Here is a 15,098-nt window from a genome sequence, read left to right on the forward strand (position 1 = left end):
TATTACATCAAGGCTTTTAGGACTCCTATAATTATTCCCACTCTAAGTTTGCAGGTAGCTCTAAAATGCCTTTATATCAGCATTTTCAACACCTTTTCTATACCTTGGCGGGGATTCTGGCGGAACTCATTTTTTTAAGTGCTTGATTGCCATTAAATTGAACCGCTGACTTTGGAGCAGTCTGAATATGGACATTTCCCGCCATCTCTTCAGCAATTAATTCGTCAATGCCAGACCACAAGTGAGAGTAATGCTTTAATGTGATTTCTGGACTTGAATGCCCCATTCGTTTCGATAAAATCAAAACGGAAACATTAAATTCATTGATGAGATACGAGGCATGGGAATGACGCAACCCCTTCGCTTGAATACGATGCACATTTGCCAGTTTCGCATAGCGTCCAATAATTCGAGAAAGCGTTGATTTAATCATAGGCATGCCGTCATAGCTAAAAACAAAATCTGAAATATTCAATTCGGCAGATTGTCGTTCCTTCCACTCTTTGAGTACCCGAACCGTATCATCATCCAGCGAAATGATCCGCTTTCCATCAGCGGTTTTCGTATAATTTTTGCGTTCCCAGTCCCTCTTATTTTTCATAAATAAGATATGGTGAACACGAAGTCGCTTATTTTCAAAATCAACATCCTCCCACCATAAGGCTGTCCCTTCACTGACTCGAATTCCGGTCATAAAGTAAACCCACAGCATCACAAAACACAAGTGTTCATACAAATCATCTAAACAAATCGTTGAAATGACTTTTTCAAACTCCGTTTTTGTCCAATAGGGAACGATTGCTTTTCCCTTAGGAATGGGTTTGATTTTTTTAGAAATATTGTACTCCAGATACTCCATTTCCACAGCCATATCCAAGCTCCTGCGAAACATTCCAAAAACCAAACTCGCATATGCTTGGGAATATCCAGCTCCGTCCTCAGAAAGTAGCCACGTCCGATATCTTTGGACATCTTCAATAGAAAGCTTTCGAAGTTGGATGGCTGAGAAACGATCTCTCATACGCTCAAAAGTCCGTTTACGAACAGAGAAGGTACTCTCCTCCACCTCTGTCTTATAAGCCGGAATATAGACGTTATCCATAAACTGGCCGTAGGTCATATGATAATTTGCGTAACCTTGAGTAGACAGATACTCATTCTTAATACGTACCAATTCCTTGTAGGCTTGCAGAGCAGTCGTGAACTTTTTCCCTTGGCGATTGGTTCTTGATTTCTTTCTTAAACGTTTGCCAGTCAGTCGATCTTTTCCTAATTCCGTTTCGTAATAATATTGTCCAGTACCGTCAACATAAACACCAGCATACTTTGTTTTAGCCATGAGTGTTTTTCTCCAATTCTAGTTCACATCCTAGAATCGATTCAACAGTCTCTTTTGGCACGCGCCCTAAGCGCTTATTATTGTAAAATGGATATCCTTGTTGTACCATAATTTGTTTGGCCTGTCTAATGATATTAACAGCCGTATATTTAGAATATCCTTTTTTAATTAGATCATCTTTGGTGATTAATTCATTCATAAGGCAAGTTATTCCCCCTTTAGCCTTAGAAGATAATTCAATATATTTAACTTTTAGAACGACCACCTTTGTTTATTAGTTAATTAGCACATCGAACAGCTTTGGCAAAGCTCACGGGAATCTCACCCCTGCATGGTTCTCATCCAGCCGCACCCATGGCCGGCGACGCTTTGAACGCTCGGACTATGGCTATGCGGGTGTATCATTGTCTCGATAAAGAAATCATGGCGACAACCTTACCAAAAGTTGTTTGCGGAACACTGACTAAAATCGCTCACTATTTTACTAGGTCTTGGCGTGTCAGCCCACTGGCTCTTTCTTTATCGGAACGTATTCGATGGCTCTATTTAGTTATCAAGGAACATTGGCTTGTCAGCCTATCAAAACATACTGGTGACAGTATGCTTTGACAGATTAGCGAACCTTCTTTTCTATCCACGCGTTCTCATGGAAAAGTTACTTGATCTCAAAGGATAAAATCTTCGTAATCAGCCGGGTTTCCAATCGTCCCCGCAAAGTCTCATCAACAACTAAACATTTGTTTCCATAATCATCCTTCATCGGACGGAGCGCCCGTTTGACGATATAACCTCGATAATGCTTAACCACATGGTTGATGGCTTCCGTATCCCCATCGGTGGCCGCCGTAATTACATCGAAGGGGACCATTGGATGCGTATTTTTCATTTGGCATGCTCCTCCATAAATTGCTTGATTAAGGCAAGTCCGCTGGTTCGGTGGCGATAGACGGTTGAGCGATTCACTTTGAGTAATTGGGCAATTTCCGAATCGGTCATCTCCATAAAGTAGTGGAGCAGGATAATCTCACGTTTCTTGTCCGGCAGATTCCGCAATGCTTCACCGAGCAAGTCGCTTTCAACAGCCACGGATAATCCATTCAGTGAAAAAATGTGTAAATCAGCGGGATGGCGGTCGTTTGTCGAGAATTGATTGGCAACATAGGCGCCGATGTCGGAAAAAGAGGCCTCCTTCTGGATCAGACGTTTGAGGTATTTCAAATAGTCTTTACGCTCATCTTCCATGGCACGCTTACAAATGTAGTCAAATTGATTCTCGATCGTTTGGCGAAAAGCAGATGGTTTCATCCATCTCACCCCCTTTCTGTCATGAGAGCGCGGGGAATGGCAGCATCTTTTTCTCCCCTTTTGTACTTAGTCCCGACACGAAAAGTCCTTCAGTTGCATGACTGATAAAAAAACTTCTGAATAACCTAAAAAGCGCACAAACAGACTGTCGAATCTGTTTGTGCGCTTTTTTTTACTGCTATATGTAATGTAAAAGGCTATCTTTATGGTCAACCTACCTATTACTAAAAAAACGGTGGTTTGTATGCAACCCATTGGCTATTGCAAAGCATTTACTTCCTTAGGATACATTTTAAACATGTCGGCGAGAGGGTTCTGCATAGTTTTATTTTTTGTAACCGTTTCCAAAACTGACCGTTTTAGCCCCGTATCCATGTTTTTTGTTCGTGTTTCTATACTGTTTAACGGCATATTCAGAAGAAGGCCCGATCTGTTAGATTTTATAGAAATGACAAATCTGAGATAATTCATGAACAAAGAGAAATGCCAATTTACTAAGACGACAGAAAAAATAATTTTTCTGCGGAATAGCATCTCGTACTCATTATGATAATTGGATCAAAAATGTTACTGTTCATGTTGTGTATAAGAAATTTTCTTTGCTGTGTGAGAAGGCATTTATACTAAAAGGTGTCCTGAACTAGAAACAGTGGGCAGAGATTCTGTTACTTTGAAAAATAAGGGGATGCTGCTTCATTTTCAATTTATACCCACTAAAATTAAAGGGAAACACGCAAAAATGAAAGCCCTTTCTTAATTAGAAGTATAAGGGATTTATTATCAATTTGAAAGGAAACGAATTTGGTGATAACTTTGGGAAACGTTAATAAATAATCAAATCTATTAGATTCAGCAAGCTGCTTACTGAGGTCGATAATGGTTGGTTGTGCAAAAAGCAGAGCCATTAAATTTATTACAATGGTTGAAAACAGAGATCAATAAAGTGTCAGGCCTAAATCAGTCATTAATTGTATTGCTTCATTGATGACTTCTTCGCGCATATTTTGTTCATTCGTTTCATTTATCGCTGTTTGAAGAATGTTCAGTAAGCCCAGTTTGGTTTGCATCAAATCAATGTTATGCATCAAGTCTTTTGCATCATGCCATTCATTGCCAAATTTAAAGGAATGAGGGCCCATCATTTTCCCTCCTCAAGGTGTTTTTTAATGGCATTATAGCTGTCATCGGCCAACGCGGCTGCCAAAAATTTCAGTTTCCACAATTGTATGGTGAGTAAGTCAATGGCTTTCTCATCGCCATATTCGTGCAGACCATTGAGGTTTCGTTCCGTTTGGTTAACGTTGTTGATAATCATCGAAACAATTTGCCGATAGTTCATTGATTTTTCCCTCCATATGCTTTTTTCATTGTCCAAAGAAACGAGTCAATTGATTAAGGGTAGATGATTACCCACCTTTTCAAATAAATCTTAAAAAACGTACATAAGGATCGTCTATTTTAATTATCGAATGGATAGCGAAAAAACTGTTAATCATAGAATGTGATTCGGTCATTGCAGCATTCTTAATTTATTCGTGAAGCATTGTCCGTCTTCATAGTTACACTTAATGAGTAACACTTATATTCATATGATACTACTCTTATTGAGTAAGTCAATAATTAATTATTCTATTTGTGTAGTTTTTGACATTCTTTATAGTGCACGTAGTAAAATTTACTCAAATAGTGAAGGGTTGTTTCTTATGGAGAATATCATTGGTAAACGATTGACTCAATTAAGGGAAGAACGAGGATGGACAAAAACTTATACGGCCGAGAAGCTTGGCATCAAAACAATGTCTACATATGCGAATTGGGAATACGGCATTAGAACGCCTGATAGTGAGATGCTAACAAAGATCGCTGACCTTTTTGACATATCGACGGATTTTTTACTTGGCCGAACAAACGTAAGAAATCAAAATACTGCCGATAAAGAGTTAGAAGAACTCATAAAAGATCCTAAATTCATGGCAGCTTATCACGATTATCCTGGTACTTCTGAGGAAGCAAAGAAGGATCTGATTCGTTTTTTAAAATTTATCAAAGAACGTTATAATGACAAACAAGTGAAAAGAGAGAATTAACGTGTTTTGTATCGTCCTAACCAATTCAAGGACAAAGAAAAGATGGGTTAAAATATAAAACATTGTCATACTGAACATCCACATATAACAGACAAAGGTGTCATTATAAAAATGGCAGTCTTACCAGTGGTTCCAACAGATTAAAGAAGGTCTAACCTTTGTGCAACTCTTTCATACATAAAGCTTGAACGAAAAAACATTCAGAATCCCCTATAAGAGTTTTGAATAAGTCGGAAAACATCTTTTTTAAGTCTATTTCACATCATTTAAGGTTCGGGGTTTATCAATTTTAGATTTTATGCTTAATAGCTACAAAATATAAACTTATGCCTATATCACAGAACATAAGTAACACGGTCTTCCTTAGTCTATTTGAACGAAGTGTACATGCCCTTAATTTATCTGTCCAACTAAGTGTAACCGATCCAACAGCAAGTCCAACAACCTTATGGAATTCAATGCGGCGCTTGTAACGCGCTAGTTCAAGGAAAACACCGTCTGGGATAACACTTTACTGTGGAACTGAAATCCGGACTGAGTATTGATATTGAAGGATAATGTTCCATAGACATAACGAACCCCTCCTGACCGTTTAATGGTCGTCAGGAAAGTTTTTCATGTATACGGATTTGACAGTATACTTCGATCATCTTGTTTTCTTTTTTCTTCGCTAATTAGTTTATATGTAACTTTATCAATATCTGAAAAGCTCATGCCTTCTTTAAAGCCCTTTTTTCCGTCTAACCAAATACAGTTCATAAGTCTGTCAAATGTGGCTTCGCAGCTTCTTCTTGGACATCGAGCTACCGTTGAATCAAAAAAACTTGTATGGTAAGAATAATGATGGGTATGAATAAATTGACTCCATGATTTTATAACGTCGTCTTCATTTCTTATATCTATTAACTCAATCTCTTCTAATTTTCTATCATTGATAGATCCCCAGGCCTTTTTCATCATCGAAACAGCTTCAGTATCGCTCTTCGGTGCACTGTATCCAAATATAGTAAGCATATACGCTTGCTCAAGTGAATGACTCAATTCTTTCCATGATTTAGAAATCGCTACACTGCTATTATAGCCTTTTTTCTTTATAGGAAACAATAATTTCATCGGTTTAAGCGGCTTCCCACATCTACAAGGCATACCAACATTACCCATAATATTATCATCTGAGCAGAATCCTGTGGCAACATTTCCGTGTAAAAAAGCGACCTGCGGAATGTTATCTGTATATCGCATAGCTCGTCCTATAGCTTGGACTAGAAAAGGATCCCAGTTAAATGTAGCAATTAAATCTTTTCTCGTAAGACCTATTACCAGAAAATCATATATTGTCGGTTCCTCTGGCAATACAAATTCACTCATATAATCTCTGATAACTTTCTCAAGTTCTATTTTTACTGCTGCACAGTCTGACTCTTTTTTACCACGTTCATCTAATTCCATGTAAATGTCTTCAAGATTATCTGATGTGGTATGGATATCTATTTTAGGAAAGATATCGTCCAATCCTAATTTTTCAATGAATCCACTCATAGCAGAAATTTTTTTCCCATTCTTATCGCCATAAGGGATTGCTGCACAACTTGCCCCGGCGCCTAATATGACGACATGCGGTCGAGATTTCATGTAATACTCATAATCACTAAAATTTGATTCATTCACAACATCTGTCTCCCTACCTTACTGTATTCTACCAGAATCAGAATTCATTCTGAGCATAAATTCAATAACACAACCTATCCTCTGATGTCTTATCTTGAACCATTATTTGCGAAGTTTCTTAGAATAGTAGCATCATCATTTCTCTTGGCTCTATCTACAGAATAGCAAAAACTAATGCCCTCATCATTACGAAAATGTTCAAACAGTGGAGCTCGCAATAATTTTGTCTTATCTGCATTAAACTCACTTCTTGTCTTTCCGTCAGGGTTTCTCATCACCTTCGTACAAAAAATTTTATTTGGATTTTCCGAATCACTTCTACTAAGAGATTGAACCATTGCTGTTTTTTCTACATCTGAAAATCTATCAGGAACAGAAATAGGAATAACATTTCCCAGTTGCTCTGTAAATTGACGAAGTATTCCCCTAAATTTTTTTGATATTCTATTCCAAAATATCTTCTTAATTCTTTCGGGTCAATTATCAAGTGTTGACGATTTGCTTCTACCTGCAAATCGTCATTTAAATCACTTGATCTCATAAAATGCAACTTTACTAACGCATACTTGTCCACTCTTTTTTCAGTCCCAACAAATCTCTTTACAAGTACAATATATTCAACTCCCTTATAACGAAATATAAAACTACATATTGTCCAATTTTTGTTAACCATATCATCTTTTAAATAATTTAAGTTTTCTAGCATGATCTTTTCCTCCATATAAATGAATAAATTACAATTAAATGACGTTTGTTCCTCTGTCAGCCCAATGATTGCATAATCTTACTAAAAATTTTTATTTATTTTTCTGCTCCATCAACTCGTTTTTCTTGGTATAAAAATATAGCACTCTAACAATTACTATTAAGATCAAAACGACAATGCTTATCGTTGTTTCTATTGGAGAGTTTTCAATAAATAAATTGACAGCCAGCAACACTATACAGAACCATTGAAAATAATTTGCTATTTTATCCAATCAATTTCCCTTCTTCTTTTTCTGCACTTTTTATCTTATCTATTGGATCACGTGCCAAAGATGGTACAAAAAATTTCTTAGGGGATACTCGACAGGATAATAACGAGAATTGAAAAGGATCACCTTTTTGCTTCTTGATGAAGAGCCCCAGAAATAAAGGTGTTATTTCAAAATATCTATCAAGTTCTTTTTAGACGCTTGTCTTGCCGGAAAGATGCCAAATACAATGCCTACAATTGCAGAAACACCAAATGCCAGTATGAAACTTTCCAAACCGACAACAGCACGAAAGGGTAAGAAAAGTGAAATCAGCCACGCCAAGCCACATCCGATTCCAAAGCCAAGCACACCGCCCATCCCAGTCAGCAATACTGCTTCCAGAAGAAACTGTAATAAGATACTTTTGGGTGACGCGCCAATCGCTAAGCGAATGCCAATTTCTTGGGTACGCTCCGAGACAGAGATATACATCATATTCATGACGCCGATGCCGGCAATAAATAATGAGATGCCAGCAATAGCGCTAATGAAGTAAGTCAATCCGTTGATAACCGAACCTACCCCCTTCAAAATTGCCCCCATATCCATATGCTCATAGCTGCCCTGCAGATGATGACTGCCTTGTTTGTTGAGCAGACTGACGATCTTTTTCGTTTGTTTACTCACATTCTCCCCACGGTTAAAGGTCAGTTTCAACTTGTTCCCTGCTTCACCGTTATTGCTGCGTTCATAGGTAGTTTTGGAAATGGCGACGTCATCAAGCCCCATATCCTCTTTAAAAACGCCAATCACCTGATAACTGATTCCATTGATGGTCACGGACGTATTTAAGGCCTGATTAACCGACGAATAAAAAGAAGTCGCTAATTTTTTGGAGATTAAGGCGACAGGATCAGCCAACATGATATTATTTTGCGAGATGTTATGCCCCGACAGAATTTCTAAATCAGATGAGGGATGTTTGAGCAGTTTCACCGTCACATTCTGATCGGCACCGTTGATCGACGCTTCGGATTCAGCGCTCCCATCATTATCACTGACGATATCGGCTTTTACCAGTCCAAAACTGGTTTGAGAAGCATTGATCAGCGCCAAATCCGATGCCTCAAAACCAGACGCCGTTGAATTCAGATCATCGGCATAATAGTCAACGACAGTGGACTGTTTACCTGAACTGGAGGCTTGGAGATTTTTCAGTGTTGCTTTTTCCACGCCCTTGCCCAAAGAAATAATCGTAATCACCGAAGCAATACCGATGACAATGCCCAGCACAGTCAAAATGCTACGTCGACGATTCGTTAAAAGTGAACGTAAGGCAGTAAAAAACAGTTCGGTTATCTTCATTGATCGACGCTCCGATCACTCTCAATCCGACCATCCAGGATGCGAATGATTCGCTGACTCAGGCGAGCGACTTGAAAATCGTGCGTCACCATAATGATGGTGGATCGCGATTTATGATTGAGGTCAATGAACAGTTTTAGGATCTCCTGCGATGTGTGGCTGTCAAGAGCTCCTGTCGGCTCATCGGCCAGCAAAAAACTAGGTCGTGTAATTAAGGCACGGGCAATAGCAACACGTTGCTGCTGACCACCGGAGAGTTGCATCGGTAATTTTGCACCAACTCCCTGCAAATTCACACTGGACAAGACATCGTTCACCTGATCGGCAATATTTTTGCGCCGATGACCGGCATAGAGAAGCGGCAGACCAACATTTTCAGCAACGGATAAATTGGATATCAGTTTAAAATTCTGAAACACAAAGCCCACGTTTTGGTTTCGCAACCTTGCGTAATCACTCAGCGACTGATCAATCATTGACTCCCCTTTAAATCGATATTGTCCCATAAACTGATGATCAAGAAAACCGATGATATTGATCAGCGTTGATTTACCCGATCCCGACGGTCCCATAATTGCCACAAACTCGCCTTGCTGAATCTGCAACGAGACATCCTTTAGCACATGAATCTTTTCGTCACCCTGTTGATAAAACTTATTAAGTCGCTCTAACCGAATCAATCAATTCACCTTCGCTCCGTCTTTGAGTCGTTTATCAGGATTAGCGACAATGTGCTGACCGGGTTGTAAGCCGCTTTTGAGAAAATAAAAACCATTTTGTTTTTCTACCTTTACAGCATGGCGCTTGGCTTTGCCATGAATGACCAAATAAACTATTGTTTGACCCTTCTCGTTAAGAATTGTCTGACTTGGGAGTTTGATCTGCTTTTGTGGAATGACGATCTGCACACTCTGTCCCACCATAAAACGGTGATCCACAGGAACTGTAAAGTCATACATAGAAAAGTTTTTCTTACTCATAGCTTTGGCGGGAATCTTGGCAAGAAATTTTACCGTTGTCGTCTGTTTTTTGCCATTTGCCAACGCTTTGACAGTTGCTTCAGCACCAGAATGTAATTTATCGTAATCATATTCAGAAACACTTGACTGTGCCTCCATTTCGGACGAACTCAGACTGTACTGCGCCTGGCCGGTTTCATCGTCATTTGTAATGCTGATCACACCGGGAAATGGTGCCTTTAACTCTTCTTCTTGCTGATTGTACAATTGATTTAATTGGTCATGCTGATTCTGCAGATCAACTTCTGTGTCGCGGTAGGTATTCTGATCCCTGGCCAGTTCGAGATTCAAATCGTCTTCACTTTCGCCTTTATGCATTTTGGCCAGCTTCGTTTTCGAGTTTGCAATACTTTGCTTTTGCACAGCTAAATCACGCTGTGTCTTTAAGATTTCCTGTTTCGCCGTAGTAATCTTGCTGGTGATCTCCTTATTGCGTGTTGTCAGTAAAACCTCGCCTTTTTTCACTTCATCGCCGTTCTGCACATGTATTTTTTTCACCGTTCCAGCAGGCTTTTGCAGCGTCTGCGTTCGGTTCGCAGCCACTTTTCCTGACTCAACGAGCGCAGGCACATATTTGACGACATATTGTTGATAATGATGTTCGTCCTTGGACGACACTCCCGCATACATTCGAAAAACGATAGCCAAGCACAACGCTGCAGCTAATATGGCGGTGATGATCAGAGCAATAATCAGATTTTTCTTTTCACTTGCAGTCTCCTCTTTCACGATGAAAAACCTCGTTCATAAGTATATTTTTGCTTGCGTATTGAGAAACTAATTTTCTTTGGAGGGAAAAGTGCAATGATGTAGCTCGCAACCCACGCAATCGTGGCAGCAATTAAAATGAAAAAATGAAATTATATAATGTCCCTTTTTGATGGGAATAATGGTTAATCCAGCGTACCACCAGCCAGAAAGGTTAAGATCGTGAAAGCGACGCACTCCTAGACTTAAATTTGGGATCAGCGTTACCAAGAGATAGAGGATATAGATCACAAGAAGAAATAGCAGTATCCCCCACCACCAATTTCTTTATGAAAGATCAAATTCATGACAGGTTTTATTGCCAGAGCGAGAATAACTTAAAGAATAAGCAAGTTCCATAACTGCATCCACCAAAAATCTGCTCGTTTGCTTTTACCCTTAAAGTTCGCATAATTTTTTCCAATATGTACCATAGGCCTGTAAAAATCTCACTGCTCAAACTCCCTCCTGTATAATATTATACCAACTCAGATGAAATTGTTATTATTAATTATACAAGTAAAAGGGCCTTCGCTTCTGCATTAATTCTTACTCAACTTTCACAGAGTAAAGATCAAGATCTTTCTATCTATCCTTCTAGTTTATTCATTAGCATTCTTGGCAGAAGGTTTTATTGTAGTTGGTCCTTCTTTTTATCGTCAATGTGGTAAAGCAATTGAATTTCTTGCGCAATGTTTTGATCATGCATCTCAAAAAATGCGTTTCTAGAAAGAATTCAGACTGTTAACTCTAGGCTGATCTAATGGAGTCATTTTTTACGTCCATTGATTTTTCGCTCTTGAGTTCAAAAAACACAAATTAATGGCATCAACTCACAGATTAAATAAGCGATGTTCTGGTTATAAACGACGTACAGAAAGAAAACCTTCAAACAGCACCTGAACAAATTTCATCTATGATTGAACGTGCGTAAAGAACGAGATTCAATCCTCTTACGTGCTCATGGATGCGTGGTTTTACTCAGCAACCTTTGATTCAATTCATTACCTCACCCACGTGTTTGGTATCGTTAAAGCTACCAATCAACGCTACTGGGTTAAGAAGCTTGTGGGATTGAAATCGTTATATGAGATCACTTAAGCCAGTCACTAGCCATCAAACCTTTTTACATTTCATTCAAACCGCCATAACAAATGGTATCCACGCAAAAGTTATTTTTGTTAGGTATCGCAATAAAGAAAACTTAATTGCTCTCCATCTTAAACACGGATGATATGACGAAACAAGAGATTATCCGAATTTATGGCATGCGATAAGATATCGAGGTCTTTTTCAAAACCACAAAATCCCTGCTCAAGTTTCAAAAAGAATTTCAAGATAGATCTTATGATTTGATAATTAGCCATACCACCATCATCTTTTCTCGGTTTATCCTTCTTATCTTGGCAAAATTGTTGTCATACCGATAATCAAACGCCTGATGGCACGTTCTATGAACTCTGTGATGAAATGAACGAACTGGCTTGAGCTACAACACTCGTAAATCTGTTTAAAAATTTGATAACATGCTTAAGCAACAAACAAGAAGACCAATAGATTCATAAAAATCAATTTACACAATGGATGGCTGGTTTACCTAACTATATTAAGGTTTTTCTACGCAAACTAGTGTGCAAGAGTTGAGTTATTTTAAAACACCATAACATTCAAATAAAAAGTATATTTCTTTTGAGGGTAAAGACAGTTTTTTAATAAAATAAATTTAACAGACTAGTAAAAAATATGTATTTACTCATGGCTAAGTTTTTATTATTCAAGAATTTAGCCATGAGTTTAAAACTCTCACACTAATTACCAAGCAATAGCGTACTTCTTACCAAACTTTTTAATCAAAGCCTTCGCAGTCAATAATAAGCCGACGCTAGCAGCCCCTCCACCAACAATAGCAGCAATAATTGTAATAACAGCATAGATACTTGACGCGCCATCGATAATATTAATGACAGTTTTTGCCCTAGCAGCGCTAATTCCTAAAGTACCTGCCAAGTTAGGCGCACTAAACACAAACAGTAAAGTGAACGCTACTCCAAGAATCATTGCCATTGCAACAGAAATCTTAAGTACTAAACGGTTCTTTGCTTGAATCATATTTTATCACCTCCTATCATTTATCATGATAAACCTTGGTATCTGAAAAGTCTGTCGAATATCGTCGATTACCTTAAAAAATTTAATAATCAATGGTATACTGTTTTATAGCTAATATGTAATGTAAAATAATTAACCCAGTATTCAATCTTAAGCAGCAAAAAACATAAATTGACAATTGATCCCAATTACTTCATTGAGTACAAAACCAATGAGATATCTTGAAATACCTTTGATAGAATCTATGCTGTAAACCATTCATAGTCATTTCTATGAAGAGGCACTTATCCATGATTTAATAGAATTTCTCTAGCTCTTACTACTAACATTCGAGGAGTAATTTAAAATGAAACAAACACAGCTTTTAAAGGGGACTCTTGAAGGTTGTGTCCTATTAATCTCATTGAGTGGCAAAATTTACGCATATGAGATGGTTCAGTGCTTACAAGAAGCAGGGTTTCGGAATATGGTATCTGGAACTGTTTACCCCTTATTACAAAAACTAAATAAAAAAGGATATTTTTCATGTGAAATGGAGCATTCCCCTGAAGGTCCCGATCGAAAATATTATTACATCACACCTAAAGGCAAAGAGCAAGCCCTTGATTTTGTTAAGCAATGGAAACAACTTACTTTTAATGTAAATGAATTAATTGATCAGAAGGAACAATGGATTAACTAAATCGAACAAATTTTTTAAGGCTCTGTAATTGGGCGTGCGGACAAAATCCTGGACTTCGGGTAAAATATAAATCATGTATTCTAACACAGACAAACTCAAAGCAGTTCAGCTATTCTATCAATACGATCGAGCATGGGCGACAGTATTGCGTGAATTGGGTTACCCTTCGCGAAGTACACTCAAACTGTGGGTTAAGCAGTATACGGCAAACCCGCATGCTTTCGACGAAAGAAGTCGAGGAAAGTTCTCAGCGAAGCAACATAAGACAGCCGTAGATTACTATTTTGATCATGGACGTAGCTCGGCCCGCACGTCGCGCATTCTAGGCTATCCTTCCCGATCGTTGTTGGATCTTTGGGTACAAAAGGATTCTCGCTATACCGAACAGCTGGTTACTCATGCACCGGATCGAGTCAAGCATCCAACCAAACCGCGCAAATCCAAGCAGAGAGTGGCTGCCATGCAGAGCACAAAACTGTTGCGCCAGTCTAAGGCTTCCTCGCCAACACCAATTAGCACCAATGATCTGGCCGCGCTAGATCATGGTTCACTGTTACGACGCGCCCAAGAGCTTGAGCTTCAAAATGATATTCTCAAGCAGGTCAATGATCTCCTAAAAAAAGATCTGGGCATCGATCAACTCCACCTGACCAACAAGGAGAAGAGGCAGGTGATTGATGCCCTTCGTGATAAATATCCGCTCAAAATCTTGCTTCGCGCACTTGAAATCTCAAAGAGCAGCTACTTCTACCAACACAAGGTGTTTGAGGCTGGGGACAAGTACGCAGACGTTCGTGAACGCTTGAATGTGCTCTTCCCTCAGAACTACTCCAGCTACGGGTATCGCCGAATGCGAGAGGCTCTGCTTGATGAGGGCATTCATATCTCTGAGAAAGTCATCCGCCGTCTCATGGCTGAGGAGGGTCTGGTTGTCAAGGTAACCCGTTGTCGTAAGTACAGCTCGTATGCAGGTGAGATCACCCCGGCTGTCGCAAACCTGCTGGAACGCGACTTCAAGGCTGAGAGACCAAATGAGAAGCTGGTTACCGATATCACCGAGTTCAGAATTCAAACCGGTAAGGTTTACCTCTCACCGCTCATCGACTGCTTTGACGGACAGATCATTAGCTGGTCAATTGGGACAAGCCCAAACGCCGAGCTGGTCTCAACAATGCTTAAAACAGTGGCGGAATCCATGACCAACGGCGAGAAGCCGATCATCCATTCGGATCGTGGTGCGCACTACCGCTGGCCCGCTTGGATCGATCTAATGGGAGAATATGGTTTTACACGATCCATTGTCCAAGAAAGCCTGCACGCCGGATAACGCCGCAGCTGAAAGCTTTTTCGGGCACCTCAAGAACGAATTCTTTTACAACCGTTCTTGGAGAGGTGTCTCAATTCAAAACTTCATGACCGAGTTGGATACTTATATCGGGTGGTATAACACCTGTCGCATAGAAATATCTCTAGGAGGTAAGAGCCCGCAGAAATACCGTCAGGCCATGGCTGCCTAGCTGTGTTTGGTCCAAGAAAATGTCCGCACGTCCAAGTGGCTCAAAAATATGGTACAAGTGGCTCTTTGCGATGGCAATATACACTTTTTTCAAAATCATTCATGCGCTCTTGCCATAGATTTTTTAACTCTATTCGCGTCATGGATCATCCTCCTGATCACATTTGATAGAGGCATTATCGCACGATCAAGTGATCATGATAAGGTGTCCATTATTTGACGCTTACAAATAACCCACATCTTTAACTAAGTGTGAGCTATTTGACGCTTACGATCGTCATAGAAAAACCTCCTGTATCTTT

General features: G+C 39.3%; 15 protein-coding genes and 2 pseudogenes. 4 read left to right on the forward strand and 13 right to left on the reverse strand.

The window, feature by feature from the left end:
• Positions 1-97: 97 nt before the first annotated feature.
• Complete coding sequence (locus NIE88_RS20820; protein WP_253065358.1) at positions 98-1,339, reverse strand: tyrosine-type recombinase/integrase; 1,242 nt, start codon at positions 1,337-1,339, stop codon at positions 98-100.
• Positions 1,332-1,538 carry a DUF3173 domain-containing protein gene (locus NIE88_RS20825; RefSeq protein ID WP_253065360.1) on the reverse strand — a complete coding sequence of 69 codons (207 nt, stop codon included), beginning with the start codon at positions 1,536-1,538 and terminating at the stop codon, positions 1,332-1,334. The genes NIE88_RS20820 and NIE88_RS20825 overlap by 8 nt, the downstream gene beginning before the upstream one ends.
• 170 nt (positions 1,539-1,708) lie before the next feature.
• On the opposite strand from NIE88_RS20825, the gene NIE88_RS20830 reads away from it, so the two are divergent.
• The gene (locus NIE88_RS20830) at positions 1,709-1,948 is read left to right on the forward strand and encodes a hypothetical protein (protein WP_253065362.1); all 240 of its coding nucleotides are present in this window, start codon (positions 1,709-1,711) and stop codon (positions 1,946-1,948) included.
• Positions 1,949-1,994: 46 nt separating this feature from the next.
• On the opposite strand, the gene NIE88_RS20835 is transcribed toward NIE88_RS20830, so the two are convergent.
• The 4 genes from NIE88_RS20835 to NIE88_RS20850 all read right to left on the reverse strand — a co-directional run bounded on the left by NIE88_RS20835 (position 1,995) and on the right by NIE88_RS20850 (position 3,983).
• The gene (locus NIE88_RS20835) at positions 1,995-2,225 is read right to left on the reverse strand and encodes a helix-turn-helix domain-containing protein (protein WP_253065364.1); all 231 of its coding nucleotides are present in this window, start codon (positions 2,223-2,225) and stop codon (positions 1,995-1,997) included.
• Positions 2,222-2,644, reverse strand: a complete 423-nt coding sequence (locus NIE88_RS20840; RefSeq protein ID WP_253065366.1) for an RNA polymerase sigma factor — start codon at positions 2,642-2,644, stop codon at positions 2,222-2,224. The genes NIE88_RS20835 and NIE88_RS20840 overlap by 4 nt, the downstream gene beginning before the upstream one ends.
• A 935-nt stretch (positions 2,645-3,579) precedes the next feature.
• Positions 3,580-3,783 carry a hypothetical protein gene (locus NIE88_RS20845; protein ID WP_253065368.1) on the reverse strand — a complete coding sequence of 68 codons (204 nt, stop codon included), beginning with the start codon at positions 3,781-3,783 and terminating at the stop codon, positions 3,580-3,582.
• Positions 3,783-3,983, reverse strand: a complete 201-nt coding sequence (locus NIE88_RS20850; protein WP_253065370.1) for a hypothetical protein — start codon at positions 3,981-3,983, stop codon at positions 3,783-3,785. Before NIE88_RS20850 ends, NIE88_RS20845 begins: the two co-directional genes overlap by 1 nt.
• Before the next feature lie 364 nt (positions 3,984-4,347).
• Here NIE88_RS20850 and NIE88_RS20855 point away from each other — a divergent pair, with 364 nt between their 5' ends.
• Positions 4,348-4,731: a helix-turn-helix domain-containing protein gene (locus tag NIE88_RS20855; RefSeq protein WP_253065372.1), complete on the forward strand. Its 384-nt coding sequence runs from the start codon at positions 4,348-4,350 to the stop codon at positions 4,729-4,731.
• A 615-nt stretch (positions 4,732-5,346) separates the two neighbouring features.
• Here the strand turns inward: NIE88_RS20855 and NIE88_RS20860 are convergent.
• From NIE88_RS20860 to NIE88_RS20890, 7 genes and pseudogenes are all read right to left on the reverse strand, one after another.
• Entirely contained in the window at positions 5,347-6,399 is a 1,053-nt protein-coding gene (locus NIE88_RS20860) for a hypothetical protein (RefSeq protein ID WP_253065374.1), read from the reverse strand.
• An 89-nt stretch (positions 6,400-6,488) separates the two neighbouring features.
• Positions 6,489-7,120 (reverse strand): annotated as a pseudogene (locus tag NIE88_RS22915) (DUF6037 family protein).
• 421 nt (positions 7,121-7,541) lie between these two features.
• The gene (locus NIE88_RS20875) at positions 7,542-8,723 is read right to left on the reverse strand and encodes an ABC transporter permease (protein ID WP_253065378.1); all 1,182 of its coding nucleotides are present in this window, start codon (positions 8,721-8,723) and stop codon (positions 7,542-7,544) included.
• On the reverse strand, positions 8,720-9,403 hold the full coding sequence (locus NIE88_RS20880) for an ABC transporter ATP-binding protein (protein WP_253065380.1): 684 nt from the start codon (positions 9,401-9,403) through the stop codon (positions 8,720-8,722). The genes NIE88_RS20875 and NIE88_RS20880 overlap by 4 nt, the downstream gene beginning before the upstream one ends.
• Positions 9,404-10,471, reverse strand: a complete 1,068-nt coding sequence (locus NIE88_RS20885; RefSeq protein WP_253065382.1) for an efflux RND transporter periplasmic adaptor subunit — start codon at positions 10,469-10,471, stop codon at positions 9,404-9,406.
• Between the two features lie 48 nt (positions 10,472-10,519).
• Positions 10,520-10,741, reverse strand: a complete 222-nt coding sequence (locus NIE88_RS22920) for a DUF805 domain-containing protein (protein WP_373689470.1) — start codon at positions 10,739-10,741, stop codon at positions 10,520-10,522.
• Between the two features lie 1,560 nt (positions 10,742-12,301).
• The gene (locus NIE88_RS20890; RefSeq protein WP_253065384.1) at positions 12,302-12,598 is read right to left on the reverse strand and encodes an uberolysin/carnocyclin family circular bacteriocin; all 297 of its coding nucleotides are present in this window, start codon (positions 12,596-12,598) and stop codon (positions 12,302-12,304) included.
• Positions 12,599-12,944: 346 nt separating this feature from the next.
• On the opposite strand from NIE88_RS20890, the gene NIE88_RS20895 reads away from it, so the two are divergent.
• Entirely contained in the window at positions 12,945-13,280 is a 336-nt protein-coding gene (locus tag NIE88_RS20895) for a PadR family transcriptional regulator (RefSeq protein ID WP_253065386.1), read from the forward strand.
• Positions 13,281-13,353: 73 nt separating this feature from the next.
• A pseudogene (locus NIE88_RS20900) lies at positions 13,354-14,797 on the forward strand (IS3 family transposase).
• Positions 14,798-15,098: the final 301 nt, after the last annotated feature.

It is taken from the genome of Sporolactobacillus shoreicorticis (assembly GCF_024125445.1).
Classification (GTDB): Bacteria; Bacillota; Bacilli; order Bacillales; family Sporolactobacillaceae; genus Sporolactobacillus; species Sporolactobacillus shoreicorticis.